Here is a 23,601-nt window from a genome sequence, read left to right as displayed (position 1 = left end):
ATAATCTATTTTTAAAGGAAAATTAAATGTGTACAGTTACATACTTGCCATTAGGAAATAATGATTTTATTTTAACATCTAATAGAGATGAAGATCCGAAGAGAAATACCATAGAGCCTCAAAAATACATTGAAGATAATGTGGAGTTATTTTATCCAAAAGATAGTTTAGCTGGTGGTACTTGGATCGGAATAAGTGGAAAAGATCGTTTAGTTTGTTTGCTGAATGGAGGTTTAAAAAATCATATTAAAAAGAGTAAGTATAAGCATAGTAGAGGAATTATAGTGAAGCAATTATTAACTTCTGACGATGCAGTGAGATATGTGGAGAATTTAGATTTAACCAACATAGAGCCATTTACGATTGTTTTAGTTGATTGGAATAATGGATTAGAAGCTTATGAATTGGTTTGGACAGGAGAAGAAAAAGTATTTGAAAAATTATCTCACGAACCACATATTTGGTCAAGTTCGACATTGTATGATGCTGAAATGAAGCAACAAAGAAAACGTTGGTTTGCTGATTGGTTAAAAGAAAGAGAAGTTTTTGAGCAGTCTGATATTTTAAATTTCCATCAAAATGAGAATTTAGGATGTAGAGCAACTTCAATTAAAATGAAACGAGAACGTGTAGAGACCGTTTCTACTACTTCCGTACTAAAAAATAAAGAAGAGGTTTCTTTAAAATACATCGATTATGTAGCTGAAGAAGTGTCTCGTTTATTAGTTTAACATAAAGGTTACTACAGAAAGTACAGATATTCCTATGCTTGCAAGTAACATAAAGGTGAAATTTACAAAACAGTATTTTATAAATGTTTTGAAAAAGCCTTGCTTGTAAAATCTTTTCATGGCTATAAAAAGATAAATCATAAAGGAAAAAATAAGTATTGAAATTACTGTAGAGCCTTTGGTTTCCATTTGTTCATGAAGTCCTATGTCGAATAAAACAAACAAGATGAAAACAATGAAAAATACTGTCTGGATATGAAATATAAAGACTAGGTGTTCTACATAAGTGAATTTTCTTCGAATATAAATTAGCTTGAAAAATAATGCGAAAATTGGTAGTAAAATGAATAAGGCAACAGATGTTTTAGAGACTAAATTATCTATAAAAGATTTAACACCGTCTCCGTCATTAATAAGTGATGCAAAAGTTTTTGCTTTAGAATATTTTAGCCTGTTATTCAAATTTTTTTCGACACCTAAACTATCCAAAGCTTCATCTGTCGATAATCTAGGGTGATCAGAGTTAAATTTTATGAAGCTGTCAAAACTATCAGGTTCTTTTATACTGTCTATAGTATAAGTAGCTCCTTTTATTCCGTCTTGCATACCTTTTTTCATACCTTCTTGTAAACCTCTTTTGAATCCTCCAATTCCAGCGTTTGTAAGTTGTTTTTTATTGGTGTTAATCTCTTTTTTTATTGAATCAGAAACCTGTTTTACTGTAACTTTTTTCTCATTTTTTGTGTCTGTAGATGATAGCTCTCTATATTCTTTTATAGTGTTGTTTAAACCGATAAGAAGAAAGAATAAAACTGATGTGGTTAAATAAAAACGAAAAGGGTTACTGTATTTAACACGTTTGCCCTCTATATAATCCTTTGATACCTTACCTGGGTTGAATAAAAGCGGTCTTAGAGTTCTCCAAAATTTAGCGTCCCAAGAAAAGAAACCTGCAAAAACTTCTTTTACAAAACTTCCAAAAGTTACTCTTTTGTCCTTGTTTTTTTGTCCACAAGCTGGGCAAAATAATTCATGGCCTTCAAAAGTATAACCACAATTCAAACAGTTAGGCTCGTTGCTTTTAATCGATTTATTTTTTTTCGCCATTAATTTAGCGTCGGTGTAGTAGTTAGTTGAAAAGTAGGTATGTTTACTAAAAACTCTTCAAGAGTTTCTGTATTTTTCATTTTATATTTTCCTGTCATTGATCCTATCGAAGAAAGTAGAAAACAGTTAGATCTGTAATTGTATTCTTCATTAGGTTTTATTATTGGCATTTGTCCTACAACACCTTCTCCCTCCACATATTCAGTATTATTTAAAGCATCATAGATTGTCCAAAAACGTTCAAGTAACTGTACGGTTTCATTAGACGTATTTTTTATAGTAACAAAATAACTGAAGGCATAATGTTGCATATATCCTCTGTATATTGTACCGTTATATGTGGTTTTAACTGATATTTTAATTCCTTTTGTGATCTGTTGAAACATATACTAAATATACTGCTTTTTATTTAGAATTACAATTTGGTCGAAATTTACCTGTTTTGATCAAAGTATCCAAGTCCTACTCCAACAACACGATCAAACAAGCCACCAAAAGGTCTGTAGTAAATAATAGCATTATAAACATTTTCAGTTTGAAAGAAAGAGCCATTAATTTCAGTAGGGTCTATTTTTCCATTAGCATCAACAGTTACATATGTGTAATTATAGAAACCTTGTTTTAGTAAAATAGAGGCTTCGTAAATACTTTCATCATCATTATAGGTCATTTTATTTTCTTCATTTAGCTGGAAATTATTGAATGCTCCATAGACATAAACATCTTTATCATAAGGAGAGTATGCTTCTAAAGAAAAGTGCATCATAGCATAATCTGCTTCTGTAGCTTCATCTTCAGCATCTAAAGTTCTAATTGTGAATTGACCATTAATATCAGGAAAATAAGTGTAAGGTTTACCGTTTCTTTCAACATTTGTATAAAGATAATTGTGAAAAAGATCTCTTCTTTCAGTTTTAGCAATATTTACGTTTGTATTCCTAATATATTTATTGTCAAAATTAAAATATTCATTTCCTCCCCAGAAGTTTGTCTTAAGAGTGTGGTTGTATACGAGTTGATTATTTCTGATAAATAAAGGCGTTAAATTTGTTACAGCGGTTTCCCAAATGCTGTTTTGTAACAATTGTATTTTGATTTCTTGACTTGGATTATTTATGAATAAATTCTCATGATTCACAATAAATTGAACAGTTTGCTGAGTTTCTATTGTCTTGATGTCTCTGCTTCGAATAACATTTACACCAACCGTAGTAATATCCTCATATAAAACAAACCTTCTTGTAAATACAACTTCGTCATATTCATCTAAAATTGAAAGCAAATAATTACCACTTTTAGTTATTGTAGTGTTTTGATTAGGTATTCTCAGTTTGTAATGAGAATAACTTTGAAGTGTATTGAATGAGTTAGATATGTCGATAATATAGTTTTGCTCAAAACCATTAATGTATTGATTAGACTGTAAATTGCTAGGTTTCCAGTCGTAAGTCATATGCTCAATTTTGTATTGATATTCTTTATTGTCAGCATCTAAATCATCAAATGTTAATTCTAAAGCTGAGCCCAATCTTGCTATAGGTACTGCTGTTTTACTTCCAACAGGAATAAGTTGTATGGTTTTGATGTTTTGTGCGTTAATAAGTGCACAAAAAAAAGCAAGAAATAAAAAAAGAAAGTTTTTCATAGGAACAAAAATACCAAAATGTAGGCCAAAGCGCAATCTTTTATTTAGAACTAATATAAATAAGAGGGTGATTGTAAGATATAGTGATGATTCGCTACTGGGTCGATTTTAAAATAATTAAATTTGCGTGTTTTTTAAGAAAATCAAATACATTAGTTACTATGTCAAAAGACATCCGTATAAAAAAAGGGCTTGATATAAAGCTCGTTGGCGAAGCAAAGCAGGTAACTACCGAACTTCCATTAGGTAGTGTTTTTGCTGTAAAGCCAGATGATTTTCACGGCGTTATCCCTAAAATTTTAGCAAAAGAAGGAACTGAAGTAAAGGCAGGTGAGGCACTTTTTTACGATAAAAGTGACGAGCGTATTTTATTTCCAAGTCCTGTAAGTGGTAAAGTAACAGAGATTGTTCGTGGAGCTCGTAGAAAAGTTTTAGAGATAAAAATTACAACTAACGGAACGCAAGATCATAAAGACTTTGGTAAGGTAGATGTAGATGCAATGTCTGGTGAAGAAATTAAAAATCACCTATTTGCTTCTGGATGCTGGCCTTTCATTAAGCAGCGTCCGTATGATGTTGTTGCTAATCCAAATCAAGCACCAAAAGCAATCTTTGTATCAGGATATAATAGTGCGCCTTTAGCTGCAGATTACGATTATGTTTTAGAAGGTAAAGAAGCAGAGTTAAATGCCGCTTTAACTGCATTAACAAAATTAACTGAAGGTAAAGTTCATGTTTCTGTAGGATCTGCTAAGTCACCTTTAGCATCTGCAAAAGGAGTAGAGTTACACAATGTTAAAGGACCTCACCCAGTAGGAAATGTAAGTACTCAAATAGCACAAGTAAATCCAATTAACAAAGGTGAAGTTGTATGGGTAGTTACTCCGCAAGATTTAATCGTAATAGGCGAACTACTTTTAACGGGTAAATTTAATATCACGAGAAAAGTTGCATTAACAGGTTCTAAAATTAATGAACCTAAATATGTTTCTGTGATTGCTGGAGCTCAAATTTCTGATGTAGTAAAAGGAAACTTAAATAACGACAATACTAGAGTTATTAGCGGTAATGTTTTATCTGGTTTACAAGTTGATGAAAACGGATTTTTAGGTTTTTATGACAACCAAGTTACTGCTATCCCGGAAGGAGATGATTATGAATTCTTTGGGTGGAATAAACCAGTTTTCAACAAAATATCTACTTCAAGAGCTTTAACTTTTTCTTGGTTAAGTCCAAAGAAAAAGTATGATTTAAATACAAATACCAATGGAGAACATAGAGCCTTTGTAGTAACTGGTTCTTTCGAAGAGGTTTTTCCATTAGACATTTATCCGATGCAACTATTAAAAGCTTGTATGTATAAAGACCTTGATGAAATGGAAGGTTTAGGGGCTTACGAAGTTGCACCTGAGGATTTTGCTTTAACAGAATTTATCTGTGTTTCAAAACAACCACATCAGAAAATTATTCGTGAAGGTTTAGATTTAATGATGAAAGAATTAGGATAGTATTATGAGCTTAAAACAAAATTTACACAATTTAAAAGAAAAATATAAAGGGACTAAAATGGCTCCTGCATTCAATGCAATCCATACCTTTTTATATTTACCGAACGAAACCACTCATGGTGGTACGCACATTAAAGCTGCAGATGATCTGAAGCGTACAATGAATACGGTAATTATGGCATTAATTCCATGTTTAATTTTTGGAATGCTTAATGCAGGTTATCAGCATCATTTAGCTGCAGGAGAAGTAGAGAGAGTAACAGGTTTTTTTAGCGGAAGTTTTTGGAGTTTATCAAACTTATGGATTGGAGCTATTAAAATATTACCTCTTGTAATTGTATCTTATGGAGTTGGTTTAGCTATAGAATTCGTGTTTGCTGTAATAAAAGGGCACGAAGTAGAAGAAGGATATTTAGTAACAGGAATGTTAGTTCCATTAATTGTACCAGTAGATTTACCATTATGGATGCTTGCAGTAGCAGTTGCCTTTGGAGTTGTTATTGGTAAAGAAGTTTTTGGAGGAACAGGAATGAATATTTTGAATCCGGCTTTAACAATTCGTGCATTCTTATTTTTTGCTTATCCGACATGGATGTCTGGAGATAAGGTATGGGTACACGATGCTGTGAATAGAGCTGGTTCTGCTGATGCTATTTCTGGAGAAACTATTTTAGGTAGTTATGCACAAAATCAAGAAGTAACATATACAATGTTTGAAAAATTCTTTGGATTTATACCTGGTTCTGTTGGAGAAACATCTACATTCTTAATCTTGTTAGGAGCTGCTTTCTTAATCTTTACAAAGATTGGAAGTTGGAGAATTATTGTTTCTACATTCATAGGAGCTGCTGTAATGGGATTAATCTTTAACGCTGTAGCAAGCAATGGCATCATTGCTGATACAAGTAAGTTTTACGGATTAATGAGTGCTTCTTGGTATGAGCATTTAATGATTGGTGGTTTAGCATTTGGAGCTGTCTATATGGCTACAGATCCGGTTACTGCTTCTCAAACAAATAAAGGAAAATGGATTTATGGTTTCTTAATTGGTTTTATTTCAATTATGATTCGTGTATTCAACCCAGCATATCCAGAGGGAGTATTTTTAGCAATTCTATTAATGAACGTATTTGCTCCAACAATCGATCATTACGTTGTACAAGGTAATGTGAAAAGAAGACTTAAACGAGTAAAAGTAAAAACGGCCTAATAATGAGCAATAAAACAGATAGTAATTCATATACAGTGCTATTCGCCATTGGAATGGTGTTAGTAGTAGGTGCGTTGTTAGCTTTTACAGCGTCATCGTTGCGTCCAATGATTTCTGCAAATCAAAAAATTGAGAAGCAACAAAATATTTTATATGCAATGGGTATAAATGAGAATGAAGGTGGTAGTTTCGCATTTGTATCTAAAGATAAAGTAGAAGGTGAGTTTGGAAAGTATATCAAAAAACAGCTAGTTATTGAGAATAATGTTCCAGCAGAAGATGATAAGGCATATTTAATTGATATTAAAAAGCAACAAACTTTAGCTAAAAGTGGTAAGGCAAGAAAATTACCATTATTTGTTGGAGAAAAAGATGGTAAAACATTCTATATAGCTCCAATTAGAGGTAAAGGACTTTGGGATGCAATTTGGGGTTATATCGCAATGGACAAAGATATGGTTGTTCAAGGTGTTTTTTTCGATCATAAAGGAGAAACTCCAGGTTTAGGAGCTAATATCAAGCAACGTTATTTTATGGATGACTTCGAAGGAGAAGATTTGATGAATAACGGACAATTCAAAGGAATTGCAGTTTCAAAATCAAATAACGATCCTAAGAACGAAGATAAAACAGATAATGAGGTAGACGCAATTGCTGGAGCTACAATTACTGGAGATGGTGTTGCAGCGATGATCAAGTCTGAGTTAAAATTGTATGTACCTTACTTTAAAACATTAAAATAATTATGGGACTTTTATCAAAGAAAGACGCAAAACTAATCACTGATCCGTTAGCGGATAATAACCCGATTACAATTCAGGTATTAGGTATTTGTTCTGCTTTAGCAATTACAGCAGAATTACAAGCTTCAATAGTAATGTCTATTTCTGTATTATTTGTATTAGGAGTAGGTAATGTGGTAATCTCATTAATGAGAAATATTATACCATCAAAAATTAGAATTATTGTACAGTTAATCGTAGTTGCTGCATTAGTAATTATTGTAGATCAAGTACTAAAAGCTTTTGCTTATGAACTAAGTAAAACCCTATCGGTATTCGTTGGATTAATTATTACAAACTGTATCATTATGGGACGTTTTGAAGCTTTTGCCTTAGGAAATGGACCATGGAGATCATTCTTAGATGGTATTGGAAATGCTTTAGGATATGCAGTAATTTTAATTATTGTAGGATTCTTTAGAGAATTATTAGGTTCTGGAACTTTATTAGGATTTAAAGTTTTAGGTGATCCAATTGAAAAAACTGGTTTATATGCGATAGGTTACGAGAATAACGGATTTATGTTATTATCGCCAATGGCTTTAATCGTAGTTGGAATTATTATTTGGGTACAACGTAGTAGAAATAAAGCATTAATCGAAGATTAGTCTAACTCATATTAAAAGAAAAAAATTATGTTAGAGTACATAGAATTATTTTTTAAGTCGATATTTATAGATAACATGGTATTTGCTACGTTCTTAGGAATGTGTTCATACTTAGCAATATCTAAAAAAGTATCTACTTCTGTAGGTATGGGAGCGGCAGTTATTTTCGTATTAGCTGTAACAGTTCCTGTGAACTGGTTATTAGATCAATATTTATTACAACCAGGAGCTTTATCTTGGTTAGGTGAAGAATATGCAGGTTACGATTTAAGTTTCTTATCATTCATTATGTTTATTGCTACAATTGCAACTATGGTACAATTAGTAGAGATCATTGTTGAGAAATTTGCACCTGCTTTATATAACTCTTTAGGTATTTTCTTACCGTTAATCGCTGTAAACTGTGCCATTTTAGGAGGTTCTTTATTCATGCAGTCTCGTGAGATTCCTACTTTAGGATTATCTTTTGTTTACGGAATTGGTTCAGGAATCGGATGGTTCTTAGCAATTTTAGCAATTGCTGCTATTCGTGAGAAAATTAGATATTCTCAAGTTCCAGGTCCATTAAGAGGATTAGGAATTACATTCATTATTACTGGTTTAATGGCTATCGGATTCATGAGTTTCGGTGGTATGTTAACAGGTGGAGATGATGCAGCTAAAAAAGAAGGAGCTACTACTAAAGCAGAAGTGAAAGTAGAGGTTAAAGAGGATGTAGATAAGAAAGCTGAAAAATTAGCAAATAACACTAAAGAAATTACAAAGTAATGATGTTTTTAGAAGTAAATACAGGAGGAACAGTCGCAATAACGGTAGTAGCTTTTTTAACAGTTACTTTGTTATTAGTAGCACTGTTATTATTTGTAAAACAAAAATTAGCACCATCTGGTCCAGTTAAAATTACGATCAATGGTGAAAAGACAATTGAAGTACCATCAGGAGGAACTTTATTATCTACTTTAGGTAATCAAAAGATTTTCTTGCCATCTGCTTGTGGTGGTGGTGGTTCTTGTGTGCAATGTGAGTGTCACGTAAATTCTGGTGGAGGTGAAGCTTTACCAACAGAAACACCTCACTTTACAAGAAAAGAATTACAACATGGTATCCGTTTAGCTTGTCAGGTTAAGGTAAAGCAAGACATGGATATCTCTATTCCAGAAGAAATTTTTGGAATTAAGAAATGGGAAGCTGTTGTTGTAAGAAACTATAACGTAGCAACTTTTATTAAAGAATTTGTAGTTGAAATTCCTGAAGAAATGGACTACAAAGCTGGTGGATATATTCAGATAGAAATACCTCAATGTGAAGTAAAATATGAAGATATGGATATTACTGCTCACCCAGATGATCATCCAGGTGAACCAGATAAATTCAAAGCAGATTGGGATAAATTTGGATTATGGCCATTAGTAATGAAGAATGATGAGACTGTAGAAAGAGCATATTCTATGGCTTCTTACCCTGCAGAGGGAAGAGAAATCATGTTAAATGTACGTATTGCAACTCCACCATGGGATAGAGCTAAAAATGCATGGATGGATGTAAATCCTGGTGTAGCATCTTCTTACATTTTTAATCAAAAACCAGGTGATAAAGTAACGATTTCTGGACCTTATGGAGAATTCTTTATCAACGAGTCTGATGCTGAAATGTTATATGTTGGTGGTGGGGCTGGTATGGCACCAATGCGTTCACATATCTATCATTTATTCAGAACATTAAAAACTGGTAGAAAAGTAACATATTGGTATGGAGGTCGTTCTAAAGCAGAATTATTCTATATTCACTACTTTAGAGCATTAGAGAAAGATTTTCCAAACTTCAAATTCTATTTGGCATTATCAGAGCCGTTAGAGCAAGATAACTGGAAAGTTAAAAAAGATATTAATGATGAATCAGGTGATGGTTTTGTTGGTTTTATTCACCAAGTTGTAATAGACCAATATTTATCTAAACATGAAAGTCCTGAAGATTTAGAATTATATTTCTGTGGACCACCATTAATGAACAAAGCAGTACAAAAAATGGGTGAAGATTTTGGTCTTGATGACGAAAACATCCGTTTTGATGACTTTGGAGGATAAGAAATATCACAATAAATTAAAAACCAGCATTCGTGCTGGTTTTTTTTTGCCTAATTAATAGTATTATGGACGATTATGTTATTCTAAATCGGTATGATATGTTATTGTTATAAAGATTAACAGGGTTGTAAGTATATAAAAACTACTACATTTATAATTTCATAATTTTTACATCAGAGACAATTCTAATTATTTAAATTCAAAATATTCTAATCTAAATTGTTCAAATAAATAGCACTGGTCATCACCAATTACTGTTTTTTTATATATTTAGTAAATGAATTCTAGGAAAACTATACTGCTATTATTACTCTCTTTTTTTACAATTTTACTACACGCACAAAAATTAGATTCTACTTACTTCAATTTTAGAAATAAAATTGACAAAATTGTAAACTATGATGAAAAGATAAAATCTATTATAGATAAAGCTGATGATTTATCTGAAAGAGACAATGCTAGATCAGAGGAATATTATCTTTATGCAGAGCGTATTTTAAACGAAGATGATTTATCTAATAGAGCACATATTTTGAAACGATTGGGGCTAATTTATAGAGATAGAGGAGAGTTTGATGTAAGTATGAAATATGGAATGGAATCTAAAAAATTATACTACGAACTTTCTGATACATTAAAAATGGCCGATGCAAATATTCATATTGGAGTGTTGCATAAAATAGTAGCAGAGTACAGAGCTTCAATTAATGCATTTAACGAAGCTATACGGTTAGTTTCTAATAAAAAAGATAGTACTATAATCGCCAGATCTTATAATATGTTAGGTGGTTCATATAGGGCATTAAAAAAAATTGATTCTTCTTTTATATCCTACCGAAAAGCCATTGAAATTTTTACAGCACTAAAAGACGAAGAAAGACTTAATAGTGTGAATAGTAATATGGCGATTCTTTATGGTAAGCAGAAACAATATGATAAAGCATTAAAAATTCATTTAAACAGTTTAGCGTACTTAAAGAATACAGACGATAAGTCTAATACTGTAATTGCATATTCTATAGTTGCTTCTGAATATTATATTTTAAAAGATTACGATAAATCTTTAAAGTACACCGATTCTTCAATAGCGTTAGCAAAAAAAGAGAAATTCAAACAAAAATTAGTTGGTGCTTACAGAAGAAGAAGTCATATTTTTAGAAAGAAAAAAGATTTCAAAAAAGCTTACGAAAATCATGTGCTCTATAAAAAATATTCTGACTCTGTTTATTCTGTCAAGAAAAGAAAAGAAATAAAAGAGCTTGAGTTAAAAAATGAATTTGAAATTGAAAAAAAGGAACTAGAAACGAAATCAAAAAGAAAAGAGTTAAAACTTCGATTATACGTACTACTCATCGTTTTAATTCTATTTTTTACAATTATTATCGGTTTTTTAGTTTGGAGAGATCATAAAGCTAGAGCAAAAAGGATAAAAGATAAATTTGAAAAAGAGAAACTTAAAAAGGAAATATTAGCCCAAAAAATTAAAGTTTCAGAGTCTGAATTGAAGGGGTTGATTGCTGACAATACAATGCGATTAGAATTCATAAAACAGTTATCAAAGCAAATAAAAGAAGATAAAGATGAAACAAATTCAGATTTAGTTAAAGCTTATGCAAATAGCTTATTATTAAAACTACAAAATCAAATAAGCACAGAAAATAAATTGTCTTCACTACAGGATAAAATAAATGAAGTGAATCAAGGTTTTGATCAAATAATTATAGAAAAGTTTCCAAACTTGACTAAAACAGAACGTGAAGTTTGTTCTTTTTTACGTTTAAATTTGTCAATTAAAGAGATTGCTTCTATCAGAAATGCAAGTATAGACTCAATTAAGGCATTAAGGTATAGAATTCGTAAAAAGATGCAAGTACCTAAAAACCAAGAGTTAGAGCGCTTTATACAGAGTTTGTAAGTCTGTTGTCACTTTTTGTTACCGGCTATTTTTTTGTTTTTTAATCACTTCTTATACATTTGTCGTATAAATAGTTTTAAAGCTACAAGGGTAATTTCCCTATTTTAATAATCCCTAATTTAATTTGAATTAAATTACCCAATTTTTAGTAGATGCACCAGCAATAATATTGCTGGTTTTTTTTTTAATTTAATGCATGATTAAACAATACCTCATAATAGCTTTTCTTATTGGAAGTATTACTTCTTTAGCTCAAAAAAAAGATTCTGTACGGCAAAAAATTTTAAAAAGCTTAGATTCTTTAAATAGTTATGACAAAAAGTTGAATTTTTTGATGAAAAAAGGAGACTATTTCCTAGAAAAAGATGTATTACAATCCAAATTATATTTTAAAGAAGCAGAAGATTTAGTATTAAAAGACGATAAAGTAAATTATGCTAAAGTTTTACGTTACCTAGGAAGTGTTACGTATAGAACAGGCGACTACACTGAAAGTTTAATGTACTATATGGATGCTAAAAAAGTCTTTGAAGCATTAAAAGATACAGCTAGTGTTGCAGATTTATATCTAAGAGAGGGAAGAGTTTATAAATATTTGAATGAGAATAAACGTGCTATTGAAAATTACAGATTTGCAGTTGATTTAGCCTTAAAGATCAATGATTCTACACTAACAGGAAGATGTTATACAAGTATGGCTGGGTCTTTCAGAAGACTAAGAAAAATAGATTCTTCACTTTTTTATTACGACAAGGCACTAAAAATTTTTCGTAGAACAAAAAATGAATTAAGACTAAGTAACGTGAATAACGATAGGGCTATTTTGTACGCTTTTCAGAATCGTTACGATAAATCTTTAGAAGTTCACTTGAATAATATAGATTTTATAAAAAAAAATCACAGTAAAAGAAATGTAGGTATTACATATTTTAATATTGGCTATTCTTATTATAAACTCAAAGAATATAAGAAGTCTTTGGCATATTTAGATTCTTCAGAGGTAATAGCAAAAGATGAAGGTTTTAAATACAGATTATCTAAAGTTTCAGATATTAAAAGTAAGATTCTTTATAAATTAAAGAATTACGAAGAAGCATACCAATACCAAGTATATTATAAAAAATATTCAGATTCAATTTTCAATTTAAAAAAACAAAGACAGATTAAAGAACTTGAGTTAAAGCGAGATTTCGAAGTTAAAAAACGAGATTTGGAAATTTTAGCGAATAAAAAAGAAATAAAATTAAGATCATACGTAGTAACTACAGTTTTAATTCTTTTCTTCTTCATAATTATTGGTTTCTTGTTATGGAGAGATCACAAGGCTAGATCTAAAAGAATTGAAGATAAATTTGAAAAAGAAAAATTAAAAAAGGAAATATTAGCGCAAAAAATAAAAGTATCAGAATCTGAATTAAGAGGATTAATAGCAGATAACACAATGCGTCTTGAGTTTATAAAACATTTGTCGAAACAAATAAAAGGAGATAAAGACGATTCGAGTTCAGATGAAGTTAAGAATTATGCGAATGTATTATTGTTAAAATTGCAGAATCAAATCAATACAGAAAATAAATTATCATCACTACAGGAGAAAATTAATGAAGTGAATCAAGGTTTTGATCAATTTATTATTAATAAATATCCTGAACTCACAAAAACAGAGCGAGAGGTGTGTACTTTTTTACGATTAAACCTGTCGATTAAAGAAATTGCATCCATAAGAAATTCAAGTATCGACTCAATAAAGTCTTTGAGATATAGAATCAGAAAAAAAATGAAAGTACCTAAAAATCAAGAGTTAGAGTGGTTTATTCAGAACCTTTAACATATATGTCACTTTTTATCACTCTTTTTTTTGGGTGTTTTTTGGGTACTTGATTTACTTTTGAACTGTGAAGAGTTTTCAAACACTACGCGGGGGTGGTTTTCCACCATTTTAATAATCCCTAATTTAATTTGAATAAATTACCCTAATTAAGTAGTTAGTAAAAACCAGCATTTAAATGCTGGTTTTTTTTGTTTAAAATGATACATTAAAAATTAGTTCTTAAAAAAAATATAATACTTTTAGAGTCTCTTTTGTTAAATAACTCCCTATAATAAACCTAATGAGAAAATTTAATTTAATAATTGTAGATGATCATTCTATGTTCAGAGAAGGCCTTCAAGGGATGCTAGAAACTGAAGAAGAATTTAATGTTGTATTTGGAGTGAAAAATGGGAATGAGATTCTTAAATATTTAGAAATTAACTCTGAAAAAGACATTGATTTAATTATTTCAGATATTTCAATGCCAGAAATTACAGGAATTGAACTTACCAAACTAGTCAAAGATAAATTTCCTAAAATAAAAGTATTAATAGTAAGTATGCATACTAATGCTGAAATGATTGAAGAATTAATACAATATAATGTTGATGGTTATCTTTCTAAAAGTGCGACTAAAAGAGAGTTAATAGAAGCTCTAAATTCCATTTTATCTGGAAAGAAGTTTTTTTCTAGAACCATTAAAGATGTTTATTTTAAGAAAAAACAAGAAGAAGAAAAAAATAAAATACAATTAACAAAAAGAGAAATAGATGTAATTACTCTTATAGCTAAAGAACACACAACTCAAGAAATAGCAGATCAACTTTTTTTAAGTAAACATACCATAGAAAGCTATAGAAAAACATTAATTTCAAAGCTAGGAGTAAGAAATTTAGCAGGTTTAACACGTTATGCTATTAAAATGAAATACATAGAGTAAAAGTATTTGACTTTATTTTTTCCTCTTAATTAATACGATTACCATCATTTGTATGGACATTTATTATTGCCCATACAATTTCATGTAATTTTCATACAATCTGTACTTCTCCATTTACACCACAACGATTTTATTTGTTCCCGTTATTCCCCTCGTTATATTGTATTTCATGCTTAGAATGTATCTCTTTTTAAGAATAAAAAGCTTTTTGTTTACTGGAGGATTACTCTTAACGAGAATAAAATTACAGAGGAATAAAAAACTTTACATCCCTGAAAACAGTGAAATTTGATAAAGAAGAATATTTTTTAGTGGTAAAAATCAATTTTTGTCGAAAAAATATCTTTTAATAACATAATAATACATGTTAAATAAAGTTTTTTTACGTTTTTTATCTGCGCTAGAGCTGTTAATGAATAATTATGAAAAAAATATCCCTAATAATAACTTTTTTAAGTGTTTGGACTAGTTTCTCTCAAAATACAGATTTGAAACTTCTAGAAGAAAAAGATAGAAAGTCTATGAATGAGATAAGTAATCTTTTTTTTAAAGAAAGTAAAGAAAAAGAAGCGTATACAAAAGCTTTAAAATTGATGAAAGAAGGAAATTCTGATTCAGGAAAATCTTTGGCTACAAGTTTAATTTCTTCTTATTTTTCTAAAATGCGTAGTCTAGATTCAGCAATTTATTATGCAGAAAAAACATTAACATACAAGAATTTCTCTACTGATTCAATTAAGAGAAAGCGATACATTATGGGAAGTATGAATTTAGCAACAGGCTACTTTGCTAAAGGAATAATAGATAAAGCTAAAAAACTCTATATAGATGGAATTCAAAAAGCAGAGGAATGGGGCGACATGAATAATTATTACGGTTTTATAGTAAACTTAGGGAATTTATACTATATGAATCGAGAACATGAAAAAGCTTTAGAATTCTATGAAAAAGGATCAAAAAGTCCGCAAGATAGAGTGAAAATGATGTGTAATTCTTCTATAGGGAATATATATGCAACAGCTTTTAAAGATTATAAAAAGTCCAACGAATATTATCATAAAGCTTTATCACAGTTAAAAGGTAATTTATATTTTGAATTAACTTTAAAACTTAATATAGCACACAACTTACTGAAAATTGGGAAAGAGACAGAAGGTATAAATGAATTAAAAAATATTATTAGTGAAAGTAAAAAATTAGGGTATTACAATCAAGAAAGACAAGCTAACGAATATTTAATTGAAGTTTATGTTAAAAATGGAAATTATAAAAAAGCTGAAAGTCTATTGATTCCTCTCTTAGAAGATTATAAAAAGAAAGGTAATTTAAAAGATGAATTAGATTCTTATGGTTTTCTACGAAAAATAAAAGAGGGAGAAAAGTTATACCAAGAAGCGTTTCAGTATTCTGAAAAATATATCACTCTTAAAGATTCAATAAATAAGTTACAGCGAGAAAAAGAGATAAATGAATTAGAAGTTAAATTCGAAACTTTAGAAAAGGAAAAAGAAATAGTTTTACTGAGAAAAGAGCAAGAATTTAAGGATCAAGAAATAGCTCAACAAGCTATGATTAGAAACATTATTTTAGGAACTTCGATTTTGATTATAATAGCAATTTTAATGCTCTTAAGATTTTATTTTCAACGTTTAAAAACTCAGAAGATTCTAAATGAAACTCAAGAAGCTTTTAATTATCAGAAAGTAAAAAACTTAATGAAAAAGCAAGAATTAGAATTGGTTAAAGCAGCTATTGAAGGTCAAGATGCAGAGCGAAAAAGATTAGCAAAAGGTTTACATGATTCCATAGGAAATAATATGGCAGCAATAAAATTGCAGTTTGAAGACTTGTCTGAAGATTCAAAAAAACTTCAAAAAATTAAAAATGATCTTAGTGATACTTATGAGCAAGTAAGAGAATTGTCACACAATCTGTTGCCTAGAAAAATAAGACAGAATGATTATTCAGAAGTATTGAATGAATATATTAGTAATATTGATAAAATTTCTGATTTAAATATCAATTTTACAGCGTCAGATACAGAGATTATAAATAACATAGATAAATACCTGCAAAGTGAAATTTTTGCGATACTTCAAGAATTGATTTCCAATACAATTAAGCATGCAAATGCAACTTCAATAGATATCAATTTAGAAATTGTAGAAGATAAAATTTATTTAACTTACGAAGACGACGGAAAAGGATTTGATGTTAATACAGTAGAAAAAGGAATTGGGTTAAAAAACATTAAGGATAGAGTAGAGCAATTGTCTGGAAATCAGATTATAGATTCGCATCCAAAAAGAGGTAGTTTATTTAGAATTACATTCGATAAAGACATTTATATTGTACAAGAAGTAGTATAATTTTCTGTTTTTCATTTCATTGTTTAATAAAGAGATAAACTGTTTTTTAACAAAAAAATCTTTGTATCTTTAACGTTTGTAACTTTAAAACAAATCTTATATAATGGATTACGGAAAAGAATTTGAAAAGTATGCTACTAAACACCACGGTATCAGTAGTGCCTATTACAATAAAATCACAAGTAGTTTAACTCCATATATCATTGAAGAGCGTCAATTAAATGTTGCACAAATGGACGTTTTTTCACGTTTAATGATGGATCGTATTATTTTCTTAGGAACAGGAATAAATGATCAAATTGCAAATGTGATTCAAGCACAGTTATTATTCTTAGAAAGTGTAGATTCAAACAAAGATATTTCAATATACATAAATTCTCCAGGAGGAGGAGTTTATGCTGGTTTAGGAATTTATGATACAATGCAATTTATTAAGCCAGATGTAGCTACAATTTGTACCGGTATGGCAGCTTCTATGGGAGCAGTTTTAATGTGTGCAGGAGAGAAAGGTAAACGTTCTGCGTTACCTCATTCAAGAATAATGATTCACCAACCTTTAGGAGGAGCTCAAGGTCAAGCTTCTGATATGGAGATTACAGTAAAAGAAATAGGAAAGTTAAAAACAGAACTTTACAATATTATTTCTAACCATTCAGGCCAACCTTTTGATAAAGTTCATGAAGATTCTGATCGTGATTATTGGATGAAAGCAGACGAAGCGAAAGAATACGGAATGATAGATGAAGTACTTAGCAGAAAATAAGCTAAGCTAAAATAGAAAATAAAATATGTCACAAGATCAAAATTTAGAATGTTCGTTTTGTGGACGCAAGAAAGCAGAAACAGATTTATTAATAGCAGGTATGGATGCTCATATCTGTGATAGATGTATTGTACAAGCTTACGGTATAGTGCAGGAGGAGATTGCAGAAGCAAAAACAACAAGTCTCTCTAATGATCTAATCTTAAAAAAACCTATAGAAATAAAATCTTTTTTAGACGAGTATATTGTTGGACAAGAGCAAACAAAAAAAGCGATGTCTGTAGCAGTATACAATCATTATAAAAGATTACTACAGTCTAAGTCTCCAAACGATGGAGTAGAAATCGAAAAATCTAATATAGTATTAGTTGGAGAAACAGGAACAGGAAAAACATTGGTAGCTAGAACAATTGCTAGAATGTTAAATGTTCCTTTTGCAATAGTAGATGCAACGGTATTAACACAAGCTGGATATGTAGGTGAAGATGTAGAAAGTATCTTAAGTAGATTATTACAAGCTGCTGATTATGATGTAGAGAAAGCAGAAAGAGGAATTGTTTTTATTGATGAAATTGATAAGATTGCTCGTAAAGGAGATAATCCATCAATTACTAGAGACGTTTCTGGTGAAGGAGTGCAGCAAGCCTTGTTAAAGCTACTTGAAGGAGCAATTGTAAATGTAGCTCCAAAAGGAGGAAGAAAACATCCAGAACAAAAATTTATACAAGTAAATACAAAAGATATTTTATTTGTAGCTGGAGGTGCTTTTTCAGGAATAGACAGAATTATTAGTAAGCGATTAAACATGCAAGCTGTTGGATATAGCGCTTCAATTGATGAAGATAAAATTGATGAGGATAATTTATTACAATACATTATTCCAGCAGATTTAAAATCGTTTGGATTGATTCCAGAAATCATTGGTCGTTTACCTGTTTTAAGCTATATGAATCCTTTAGATGCTAAAACATTAAGAGCTATACTTACAGAGCCTAAAAACTCAATTATTAAGCAATACACGAAATTATTTGCAATGGATGATGTAGAGTTTTCTATGACAGAAGATGCATTACAGTATATCGTAGATATGGCAGTAGAGTATAAGCTAGGAGCTAGAGGTTTAAGATCTTTATGTGAAGCAATTCTTACAGATGCTATGTTTGAATTACCTGGTTCAGAAACTAGTGAATTTGAAGTTACTAGAGATTATGCTGAAGAAAAGCTAACTAAAAAGGCGCTACAGAAATTAAAAGCTGCGTCTTAGAAAAATATTTTCTATTCTATAAAGTAAAAAAAGCATTGAGTTAAACTCAATGCTTTTTTTGTTAAAAGTCTTTAAATCTGATTTTTAAACTGTTTAAAAAGTTTGTTAAATAAGGTTTTATTAAATTTGAATAGTATAAATATTAGTTTTCATTGAAGAACAGAACTATATTTGCGCTTCAATTTTTATAAATGATTACCCAACAAACCATAGAAAAAGTTTTTGAATCCGCTCGAGTAGAGGAGGTGATAGGTGAGTTTGTACAATTAAAAAAAGCAGGAAGTAATTTCAAAGGACTAAGTCCATTTACAGATGAAAGAACACCTTCTTTTATGGTATCACCTGTAAAACAAATATGGAAAGATTTTAGTACTGGAAAAGGAGGGAATTCAATTTCATTTTTAATGGAACACGAACACTTTACTTATCCTGAAGCAATTCGTTGGTTAGCGAAAAAGTACAATATAGAAATTGAAGAAACTGAACAGAGTGATGAACAAAAAGAGCAAATGAATGAACGGGAAAGCATGTTTCTGGTTTCAAAATTTGCCAAAGATTATTTTCACGATGTTTTAATGAATACCCAAAAAGGTCGGGCAATTGGACTTTCGTACTTTAAAGAACGTGGTTTCAGAGAAGATACCATTCAAAAGTTTGATTTAGGTTATTGTAAAGATGAATGGGATAATTTCACAAAAGCAGCTTTAGCTAAAGGCTATGATTTAAAGTATTTAAAATCTACCGGGTTAACCATTGTAAAGGATGGTGGAGAAAAAGTAAGAACTTTCGATAGATTTAAAGGAAGAGTTATGTTTCCAATCCATAGTATGTCTGGGAGAATACTTGGTTTTGGAGGAAGAATTTTAACTAACGATAAAAAAGCTGCTAAATATTTAAACTCTCCAGAGAGTGATATTTACCATAAGAGTAAAATTCTATATGGTATTTATCATGCTAAGAAAGAAATCGCGAAACAAGACAATTGTTTTCTTGTAGAAGGATATACCGATGTAATTTCTTTTCATCAGTCTGGAATAGAAAATGTTGTGGCTTCTTCTGGTACAGCATTAACTCCAGAACAAATTCGATTGGTTAATCGATTAACAAACAATATTACAGTACTTTTCGATGGAGATGCTGCTGGTATTAGAGCTTCTTTACGTGGTATCGATCTTATTCTTGAGCAAGGAATGAATGTAAAAGTAGTTACTTTTCCTGAAGGTGAAGATCCAGACAGTTTTGCAAAATCACATTCCGATGCAGAGTTAAAAAAATACCTAGAAGAAAGTGCACAAGATTTTATTGACTTCAAGGTATCTTTATTAATTAAAGACGCTCAGAATGATCCTGTAAAAAAAGCAGGTTTAATACGAGATATTGTTACGAGTATTTCTAAAATTCCAGATGGAATTCAAAGAGAAGTGTATGTGCAAGAATGTGCTCGTATTATGGATATTTCCGAGCAAGTACTATTTAGTGAATTAGCACAATTAATAAATAAAGGCGCAAGTGTTGGTGGAGCCAGAACAGAAAGAAATAGAAATCAAACTTCTGTTAAACCACAAATGCAACCTGTAAGGGAAAGCTCTAAAAAATCTAAAATAGATAGTCTTTTAATTTATGAAAAAGAGATCATAAAGATTTTACTTTTACATGGAAATAAAGAGGTAGAGTTTATAAACTGGGTAAATGCTCATGATAAATATGGGCGACCTATATTAGAAAAAGAAGAATACATCAATACGGTTTCTAACGAACTATATTTAAACTTACAAGAAGACGAAATAGAGTTCTCTAATGAGATTTTTAGAAAGGTTTATTATGAAATTATACATCAGCTCAATCAAGACGAAAAAATCATCATAGACAAGCTTATTGTTAGTGAAAACTCAGATGTTTCTACGTTGGTTACCAATATCCTTATGGATGAAGAGAAATACCAGCTAAGCGACTGGGCTAGAAAAGATATAATTCTTAAAGATGAAGATGAAAAGTTGCCTAAATTAGTAACTGATGTTATTTTAAATTTAAGGAGATCTCTAGTAGAGAATAAATTAAAAGATATTATGAAACAGGTTTCTGAAATATCGAATGCACACCAAGAAGAAGAGGATAATGATTCTAGTTTGAAAAATTTAAATGAACTTAAAGAAGAGGTTGTAAATTATATTGAGCTTAAAAAATTACTGTATGAAAAGCTCAGTAGAGTGATATAACTTTTTGATTTTTAACATTTTTTTATATATTCGTAGTCCGAAAGAAAAGAAACAGAAACAAAAAGAATCAGAAATAAATCTATAAAACTATGAGAAAATTGCTCCAAATTGGTCAATTGATCGTGTTGTTCATTGAACTACCATTTCAAATTTCAAATGGACACAAGAAAAAAGCGTATAAAAAAATTAAACAATTAATGATTTCAGCTAACTTATTGTAGTTTGGTAATCAGTAAAAAACAAAAAAACCATATATTTTTATATGGTTTTTTATTTTTATGTGTTTTAAAACAGTTAGTTGTACAGAAATGAATTTCTATTTTAATTCATTTGGAATTTCACAAACTGGAATTGGAATCATTTTATGTTGATTAATTGTATTTAATCGAATGTAAATACTGAATACTTCTTTTTCTCTACCAGAAAAATCATCGGCTTTTTTACCTGCATCTTGCATTTTCATTGCCCATTCTAATTCATCATAAGAAGCTCCTATTTGATCTTCATCTGTTCTGCTATCACCAAAAAGTCCGTCTGTAGGTTGTGCTTTTTGAATAGATTCTGGTACTTTTAAATATTCACCTAAAGCATATACTTCAGATTTTACTAAATCAGCAATCGGACTTAAATCTACGCCTCCATCACCATATTTTGTGTAGAAACCAACACCAAAATCCTCTACTTTATTACCAGTTCCAGCTACTAATAATCCATGTAAACCAGCAAAATAGTATAAAGTAGTCATACGTAAACGTGCTCGTGTATTTGCCAAAGCTAAATCTAATTGAGCAGATTGTTCAACTTCTGGAGTTACGGTTTTAAAATCTTCAAAAGTAGATGTTAAATTAACTCTAGCTTCAGAAACATTAGAAAAACGTTCTTTTAATTGTGCAATATGCTCTTGTGCACGATTTACTTGACTTTGTGCTTGGTGAATTGGCATTTCTACACATAAAGTTGGTAATCCGGTACTGGCACATAAAGATGATGTTACAGCAGAGTCGATTCCTCCAGAAACACCAACTACAAATCCTTTTACTTTCGCATTTTCAGCATAATCTTTTAACCAGCTAGTAATATGTTCAGCAACTTTAGGTGTATTCATGTTATACGATTTTAGTAAATTCGAAGTTTAATATTTTAAACGTAAAGATAGCGATTTCATGCGTAAAATTATATGCCTTTTTATTGTAGGATTCATAATATTATCTTGTAAAAAAGAAGAAAAATTTAAAGTAGATGTGTCTAAAATTACAGTAGATTCTAAGCTGTATCGATTTGATATCGATTTTTACACAGCTACTGAAAAAACCTTGTCAAAGGTGAAAGAAAAGTATCCATTACTTTTTCCTCATAATAACGATTCTGTTTGGGTAAATAAAATTCAAAATAAAGATGAACAAGAGCTTTTTGCAGAAGTTCAAAAGAAATATGCAGATTTTACATCACAGGTTCAAAGATTAAAATCATTATTTCAGCATGTTACATATTACAACAAAAAGTTTGTAGCACCAGTTGTAATTACGATGCTAACAAATATAGATTATGATAATAGAGTTGTTTATAATGGTGATTTTATGTTGATTTCTTTAGATTGTTATTTAGGAGCATCGCATGAGTTTTATAATGATTATCCGCAGTATGTAAAACAAAATAATACAGAAGATCATATTATAGTAGATGCAGCAAATGCAATAGTCAATGTGCAATTACCACCAAATACCGAGCGAAGTTTTATTAATAAAATGATTTACGAGGGTAAAAAGTTGTATTTGCTCGATAGATATTTGCCTAACATTTCAGATAAAGAAAAAATAGGTTACGCATCTGAAAAGTTTGACTGGGCAGTAAATAGCGAAGAAGATATTTGGAAGTATTTTATAGAGCGAGATTTATTATATAGTACTGATAGTAAATTGAACAAACGCTTTTTAGATATTGCTCCTTTTTCTAAATTTTATTTAGGAGAAGATAATTTATCTCCAGGTAGAATTGGAGCTTGGGTAGGATGGCAAATAGTTCGTTCTTACATGCAAAATAATGACGTATCTTTGCAGGAACTTTTATCAAAAAGAGGAGACGAAATTTTTAAAAAATCAAAGTACAAACCTAAGCGTAAATAAATGGCAATAGCACATACTTCTGAAATAAAATTTAAAATAGCATTAGACGAAAATAGAGTTCCTGAAGAGATTACATGGAACGCTGAAGATGGAGGCATAAAAGAAGCAGAATCTAAAGCTGTTATGTTGTCTGTATGGGATCATAAGAAAAAAGATACATTGCGTATGGATTTATGGACAAAAGATATGCCTGTAGATGAAATGAAGCAGTTTTTTCATCAAACTTTAGTTTCTATGGCAGATACTTTTGAACGTGCTACAGACGATACTAAAATGGGCGCAACTATGCGTGATTTCTGTGATTATTTCGCAGAAAAATTAGAGCTGATTAAAAAGTAAGTCTCAGACTTAATTTTAAAGTATATAAAGTGCGGATAAACCACATTAAAAGTGTGGTTTACCCGCACTTTTGTTTTGTAATAAATCTATATTTTAGTTGTTATTAAAAAAAGATGAGAATAAAATCGTTTTTATACATAACCTTTTTAATTGGTTTTTATAAAATTAATGCTCAGAAAACTTA

General features: G+C 30.2%; 20 protein-coding genes. 16 read left to right on the top strand and 4 right to left on the bottom strand.

The features are described 5' to 3' along the window. Positions 1 to 26 precede the first annotated feature (26 nt). Positions 27 to 731, top strand: a complete 705-nt coding sequence (locus AQ1685_RS18230; protein WP_095074495.1) for an NRDE family protein — start codon at positions 27 to 29, stop codon at positions 729 to 731. Here AQ1685_RS18230 and AQ1685_RS18225 read toward each other — a convergent pair. From AQ1685_RS18225 to AQ1685_RS18215, 3 genes are read right to left on the bottom strand one after another with little or no spacing between them, the layout of a single operon-like run. Continuing rightward, positions 723 to 1,838, bottom strand: coding sequence for a DUF3667 domain-containing protein (locus tag AQ1685_RS18225; RefSeq protein WP_095074493.1), 1,116 nt, complete (start codon positions 1,836 to 1,838; stop codon positions 723 to 725). The genes AQ1685_RS18230 and AQ1685_RS18225 overlap by 9 nt on opposite strands. Further along, positions 1,838 to 2,224 (bottom strand): Co2+/Mg2+ efflux protein ApaG, encoded by a 387-nt coding sequence (apaG, locus tag AQ1685_RS18220; protein WP_095074491.1) that lies wholly within the window; start codon positions 2,222 to 2,224, stop codon positions 1,838 to 1,840. Before apaG ends, AQ1685_RS18225 begins: the two co-directional genes overlap by 1 nt. 47 nt (positions 2,225 to 2,271) lie before the next feature. Continuing rightward, on the bottom strand, positions 2,272 to 3,483 hold the full coding sequence (locus AQ1685_RS18215) for a type IX secretion system plug protein (protein WP_095074489.1): 1,212 nt from the start codon (positions 3,481 to 3,483) through the stop codon (positions 2,272 to 2,274). Positions 3,484 to 3,644: 161 nt separating this feature from the next. Between AQ1685_RS18215 and AQ1685_RS18210 the strand changes: the two genes are divergently transcribed. From AQ1685_RS18210 to dnaG, 13 genes are all read left to right on the top strand, one after another. After that, positions 3,645 to 4,991: a Na(+)-translocating NADH-quinone reductase subunit A gene (locus AQ1685_RS18210; protein ID WP_095074488.1), complete on the top strand. Its 1,347-nt coding sequence runs from the start codon at positions 3,645 to 3,647 to the stop codon at positions 4,989 to 4,991. A gap of 4 nt (positions 4,992 to 4,995) precedes the next feature. Next, positions 4,996 to 6,201 (top strand): NADH:ubiquinone reductase (Na(+)-transporting) subunit B, encoded by a 1,206-nt coding sequence (locus tag AQ1685_RS18205; protein WP_095074486.1) that lies wholly within the window; start codon positions 4,996 to 4,998, stop codon positions 6,199 to 6,201. Positions 6,202 to 6,203: 2 nt separating this feature from the next. Beyond that, the gene (locus AQ1685_RS18200) at positions 6,204 to 6,944 is read left to right on the top strand and encodes a Na(+)-translocating NADH-quinone reductase subunit C (protein ID WP_095074485.1); all 741 of its coding nucleotides are present in this window, start codon (positions 6,204 to 6,206) and stop codon (positions 6,942 to 6,944) included. Positions 6,945 to 6,946: 2 nt separating this feature from the next. Continuing rightward, on the top strand, positions 6,947 to 7,591 hold the full coding sequence (locus AQ1685_RS18195; protein WP_095074484.1) for an NADH:ubiquinone reductase (Na(+)-transporting) subunit D: 645 nt from the start codon (positions 6,947 to 6,949) through the stop codon (positions 7,589 to 7,591). Positions 7,592 to 7,618: 27 nt separating this feature from the next. Next, entirely contained in the window at positions 7,619 to 8,359 is a 741-nt protein-coding gene (nqrE, locus tag AQ1685_RS18190; RefSeq protein ID WP_095074482.1) for an NADH:ubiquinone reductase (Na(+)-transporting) subunit E, read from the top strand. 2 nt (positions 8,360 to 8,361) lie between these two features. Beyond that, positions 8,362 to 9,675 (top strand): NADH:ubiquinone reductase (Na(+)-transporting) subunit F, encoded by a 1,314-nt coding sequence (gene nqrF, locus AQ1685_RS18185; RefSeq protein WP_095075115.1) that lies wholly within the window; start codon positions 8,362 to 8,364, stop codon positions 9,673 to 9,675. Positions 9,676 to 9,952: 277 nt separating this feature from the next. Further along, positions 9,953 to 11,590, top strand: coding sequence for a tetratricopeptide repeat protein (locus AQ1685_RS18180; protein WP_095074481.1), 1,638 nt, complete (start codon positions 9,953 to 9,955; stop codon positions 11,588 to 11,590). Between the two features lie 334 nt (positions 11,591 to 11,924). Then, entirely contained in the window at positions 11,925 to 13,418 is a 1,494-nt protein-coding gene (locus AQ1685_RS18175) for a tetratricopeptide repeat protein (RefSeq protein WP_157730277.1), read from the top strand. A 283-nt stretch (positions 13,419 to 13,701) separates the two neighbouring features. Then, positions 13,702 to 14,343: a response regulator transcription factor gene (locus tag AQ1685_RS18170; RefSeq protein ID WP_095074478.1), complete on the top strand. Its 642-nt coding sequence runs from the start codon at positions 13,702 to 13,704 to the stop codon at positions 14,341 to 14,343. A gap of 422 nt (positions 14,344 to 14,765) precedes the next feature. After that, a complete protein-coding gene (locus AQ1685_RS18165) occupies positions 14,766 to 16,712 on the top strand; it encodes a tetratricopeptide repeat-containing sensor histidine kinase (RefSeq protein WP_095074476.1) in 1,947 nt (648 codons plus the stop codon). A 103-nt stretch (positions 16,713 to 16,815) separates the two neighbouring features. Further along, positions 16,816 to 17,475, top strand: coding sequence for an ATP-dependent Clp endopeptidase proteolytic subunit ClpP (gene clpP / locus AQ1685_RS18160; RefSeq protein ID WP_095074475.1), 660 nt, complete (start codon positions 16,816 to 16,818; stop codon positions 17,473 to 17,475). Between the two features lie 25 nt (positions 17,476 to 17,500). Next, a complete protein-coding gene (clpX, locus tag AQ1685_RS18155; protein WP_095074473.1) occupies positions 17,501 to 18,739 on the top strand; it encodes an ATP-dependent Clp protease ATP-binding subunit ClpX in 1,239 nt (412 codons plus the stop codon). 191 nt (positions 18,740 to 18,930) lie between these two features. Further along, the gene (gene dnaG / locus AQ1685_RS18150; RefSeq protein WP_095074472.1) at positions 18,931 to 20,955 is read left to right on the top strand and encodes a DNA primase; all 2,025 of its coding nucleotides are present in this window, start codon (positions 18,931 to 18,933) and stop codon (positions 20,953 to 20,955) included. A gap of 316 nt (positions 20,956 to 21,271) precedes the next feature. Here dnaG and nadE read toward each other — a convergent pair whose 3' ends face one another. After that, entirely contained in the window at positions 21,272 to 22,060 is a 789-nt protein-coding gene (nadE, locus tag AQ1685_RS18145; protein WP_095074471.1) for an NAD(+) synthase, read from the bottom strand. Between the two features lie 58 nt (positions 22,061 to 22,118). Here nadE and gldB point away from each other — a divergent pair, with 58 nt between their 5' ends. Together gldB and gldC are read left to right on the top strand one after the other, a co-directional pair. Next, entirely contained in the window at positions 22,119 to 23,078 is a 960-nt protein-coding gene (gene gldB, locus AQ1685_RS18140; RefSeq protein WP_095074469.1) for a gliding motility lipoprotein GldB, read from the top strand. After that, positions 23,079 to 23,417, top strand: a complete 339-nt coding sequence (gene gldC, locus AQ1685_RS18135) for a gliding motility protein GldC (protein ID WP_095074468.1) — start codon at positions 23,079 to 23,081, stop codon at positions 23,415 to 23,417. The last annotated feature ends 184 nt before the right edge of the window (positions 23,418 to 23,601 follow it).

It is taken from the genome of Tenacibaculum jejuense (assembly GCF_900198195.1).
Taxonomy (GTDB): Bacteria; Bacteroidota; Bacteroidia; order Flavobacteriales; family Flavobacteriaceae; genus Polaribacter; species Polaribacter jejuensis.
Note: the sequence above shows the minus strand (reverse complement) of the source record. Positions and strands in the feature narration are given on the sequence as shown.

Excerpts from the sequence above, each read along its gene's own strand:
- AQ1685_RS18230 (WP_095074495.1), top strand. The coding sequence starts at position 27 with ATGTGTACAGTTACATACTTGCCATTAGGAAATAATGATTTTATTTTA.
- AQ1685_RS18225 (WP_095074493.1), bottom strand. The coding sequence starts at position 1,838 with ATGGCGAAAAAAAATAAATCGATTAAAAGCAACGAGCCTAACTGTTTG.
- apaG (WP_095074491.1), bottom strand. The coding sequence starts at position 2,224 with ATGTTTCAACAGATCACAAAAGGAATTAAAATATCAGTTAAAACCACA.
- AQ1685_RS18215 (WP_095074489.1), bottom strand. The coding sequence starts at position 3,483 with ATGAAAAACTTTCTTTTTTTATTTCTTGCTTTTTTTTGTGCACTTATT.
- AQ1685_RS18210 (WP_095074488.1), top strand. The coding sequence starts at position 3,645 with ATGTCAAAAGACATCCGTATAAAAAAAGGGCTTGATATAAAGCTCGTT.
- AQ1685_RS18205 (WP_095074486.1), top strand. The coding sequence starts at position 4,996 with ATGAGCTTAAAACAAAATTTACACAATTTAAAAGAAAAATATAAAGGG.
- AQ1685_RS18200 (WP_095074485.1), top strand. The coding sequence starts at position 6,204 with ATGAGCAATAAAACAGATAGTAATTCATATACAGTGCTATTCGCCATT.
- AQ1685_RS18195 (WP_095074484.1), top strand. The coding sequence starts at position 6,947 with ATGGGACTTTTATCAAAGAAAGACGCAAAACTAATCACTGATCCGTTA.
- nqrE (WP_095074482.1), top strand. The coding sequence starts at position 7,619 with ATGTTAGAGTACATAGAATTATTTTTTAAGTCGATATTTATAGATAAC.
- nqrF (WP_095075115.1), top strand. The coding sequence starts at position 8,362 with ATGTTTTTAGAAGTAAATACAGGAGGAACAGTCGCAATAACGGTAGTA.
- AQ1685_RS18180 (WP_095074481.1), top strand. The coding sequence starts at position 9,953 with ATGAATTCTAGGAAAACTATACTGCTATTATTACTCTCTTTTTTTACA.
- AQ1685_RS18175 (WP_157730277.1), top strand. The coding sequence starts at position 11,925 with ATGAAAAAAGGAGACTATTTCCTAGAAAAAGATGTATTACAATCCAAA.
- AQ1685_RS18170 (WP_095074478.1), top strand. The coding sequence starts at position 13,702 with ATGAGAAAATTTAATTTAATAATTGTAGATGATCATTCTATGTTCAGA.
- AQ1685_RS18165 (WP_095074476.1), top strand. The coding sequence starts at position 14,766 with ATGAAAAAAATATCCCTAATAATAACTTTTTTAAGTGTTTGGACTAGT.
- clpP (WP_095074475.1), top strand. The coding sequence starts at position 16,816 with ATGGATTACGGAAAAGAATTTGAAAAGTATGCTACTAAACACCACGGT.
- clpX (WP_095074473.1), top strand. The coding sequence starts at position 17,501 with ATGTCACAAGATCAAAATTTAGAATGTTCGTTTTGTGGACGCAAGAAA.
- dnaG (WP_095074472.1), top strand. The coding sequence starts at position 18,931 with ATGATTACCCAACAAACCATAGAAAAAGTTTTTGAATCCGCTCGAGTA.
- nadE (WP_095074471.1), bottom strand. The coding sequence starts at position 22,060 with ATGAATACACCTAAAGTTGCTGAACATATTACTAGCTGGTTAAAAGAT.
- gldB (WP_095074469.1), top strand. The coding sequence starts at position 22,119 with ATGCGTAAAATTATATGCCTTTTTATTGTAGGATTCATAATATTATCT.
- gldC (WP_095074468.1), top strand. The coding sequence starts at position 23,079 with ATGGCAATAGCACATACTTCTGAAATAAAATTTAAAATAGCATTAGAC.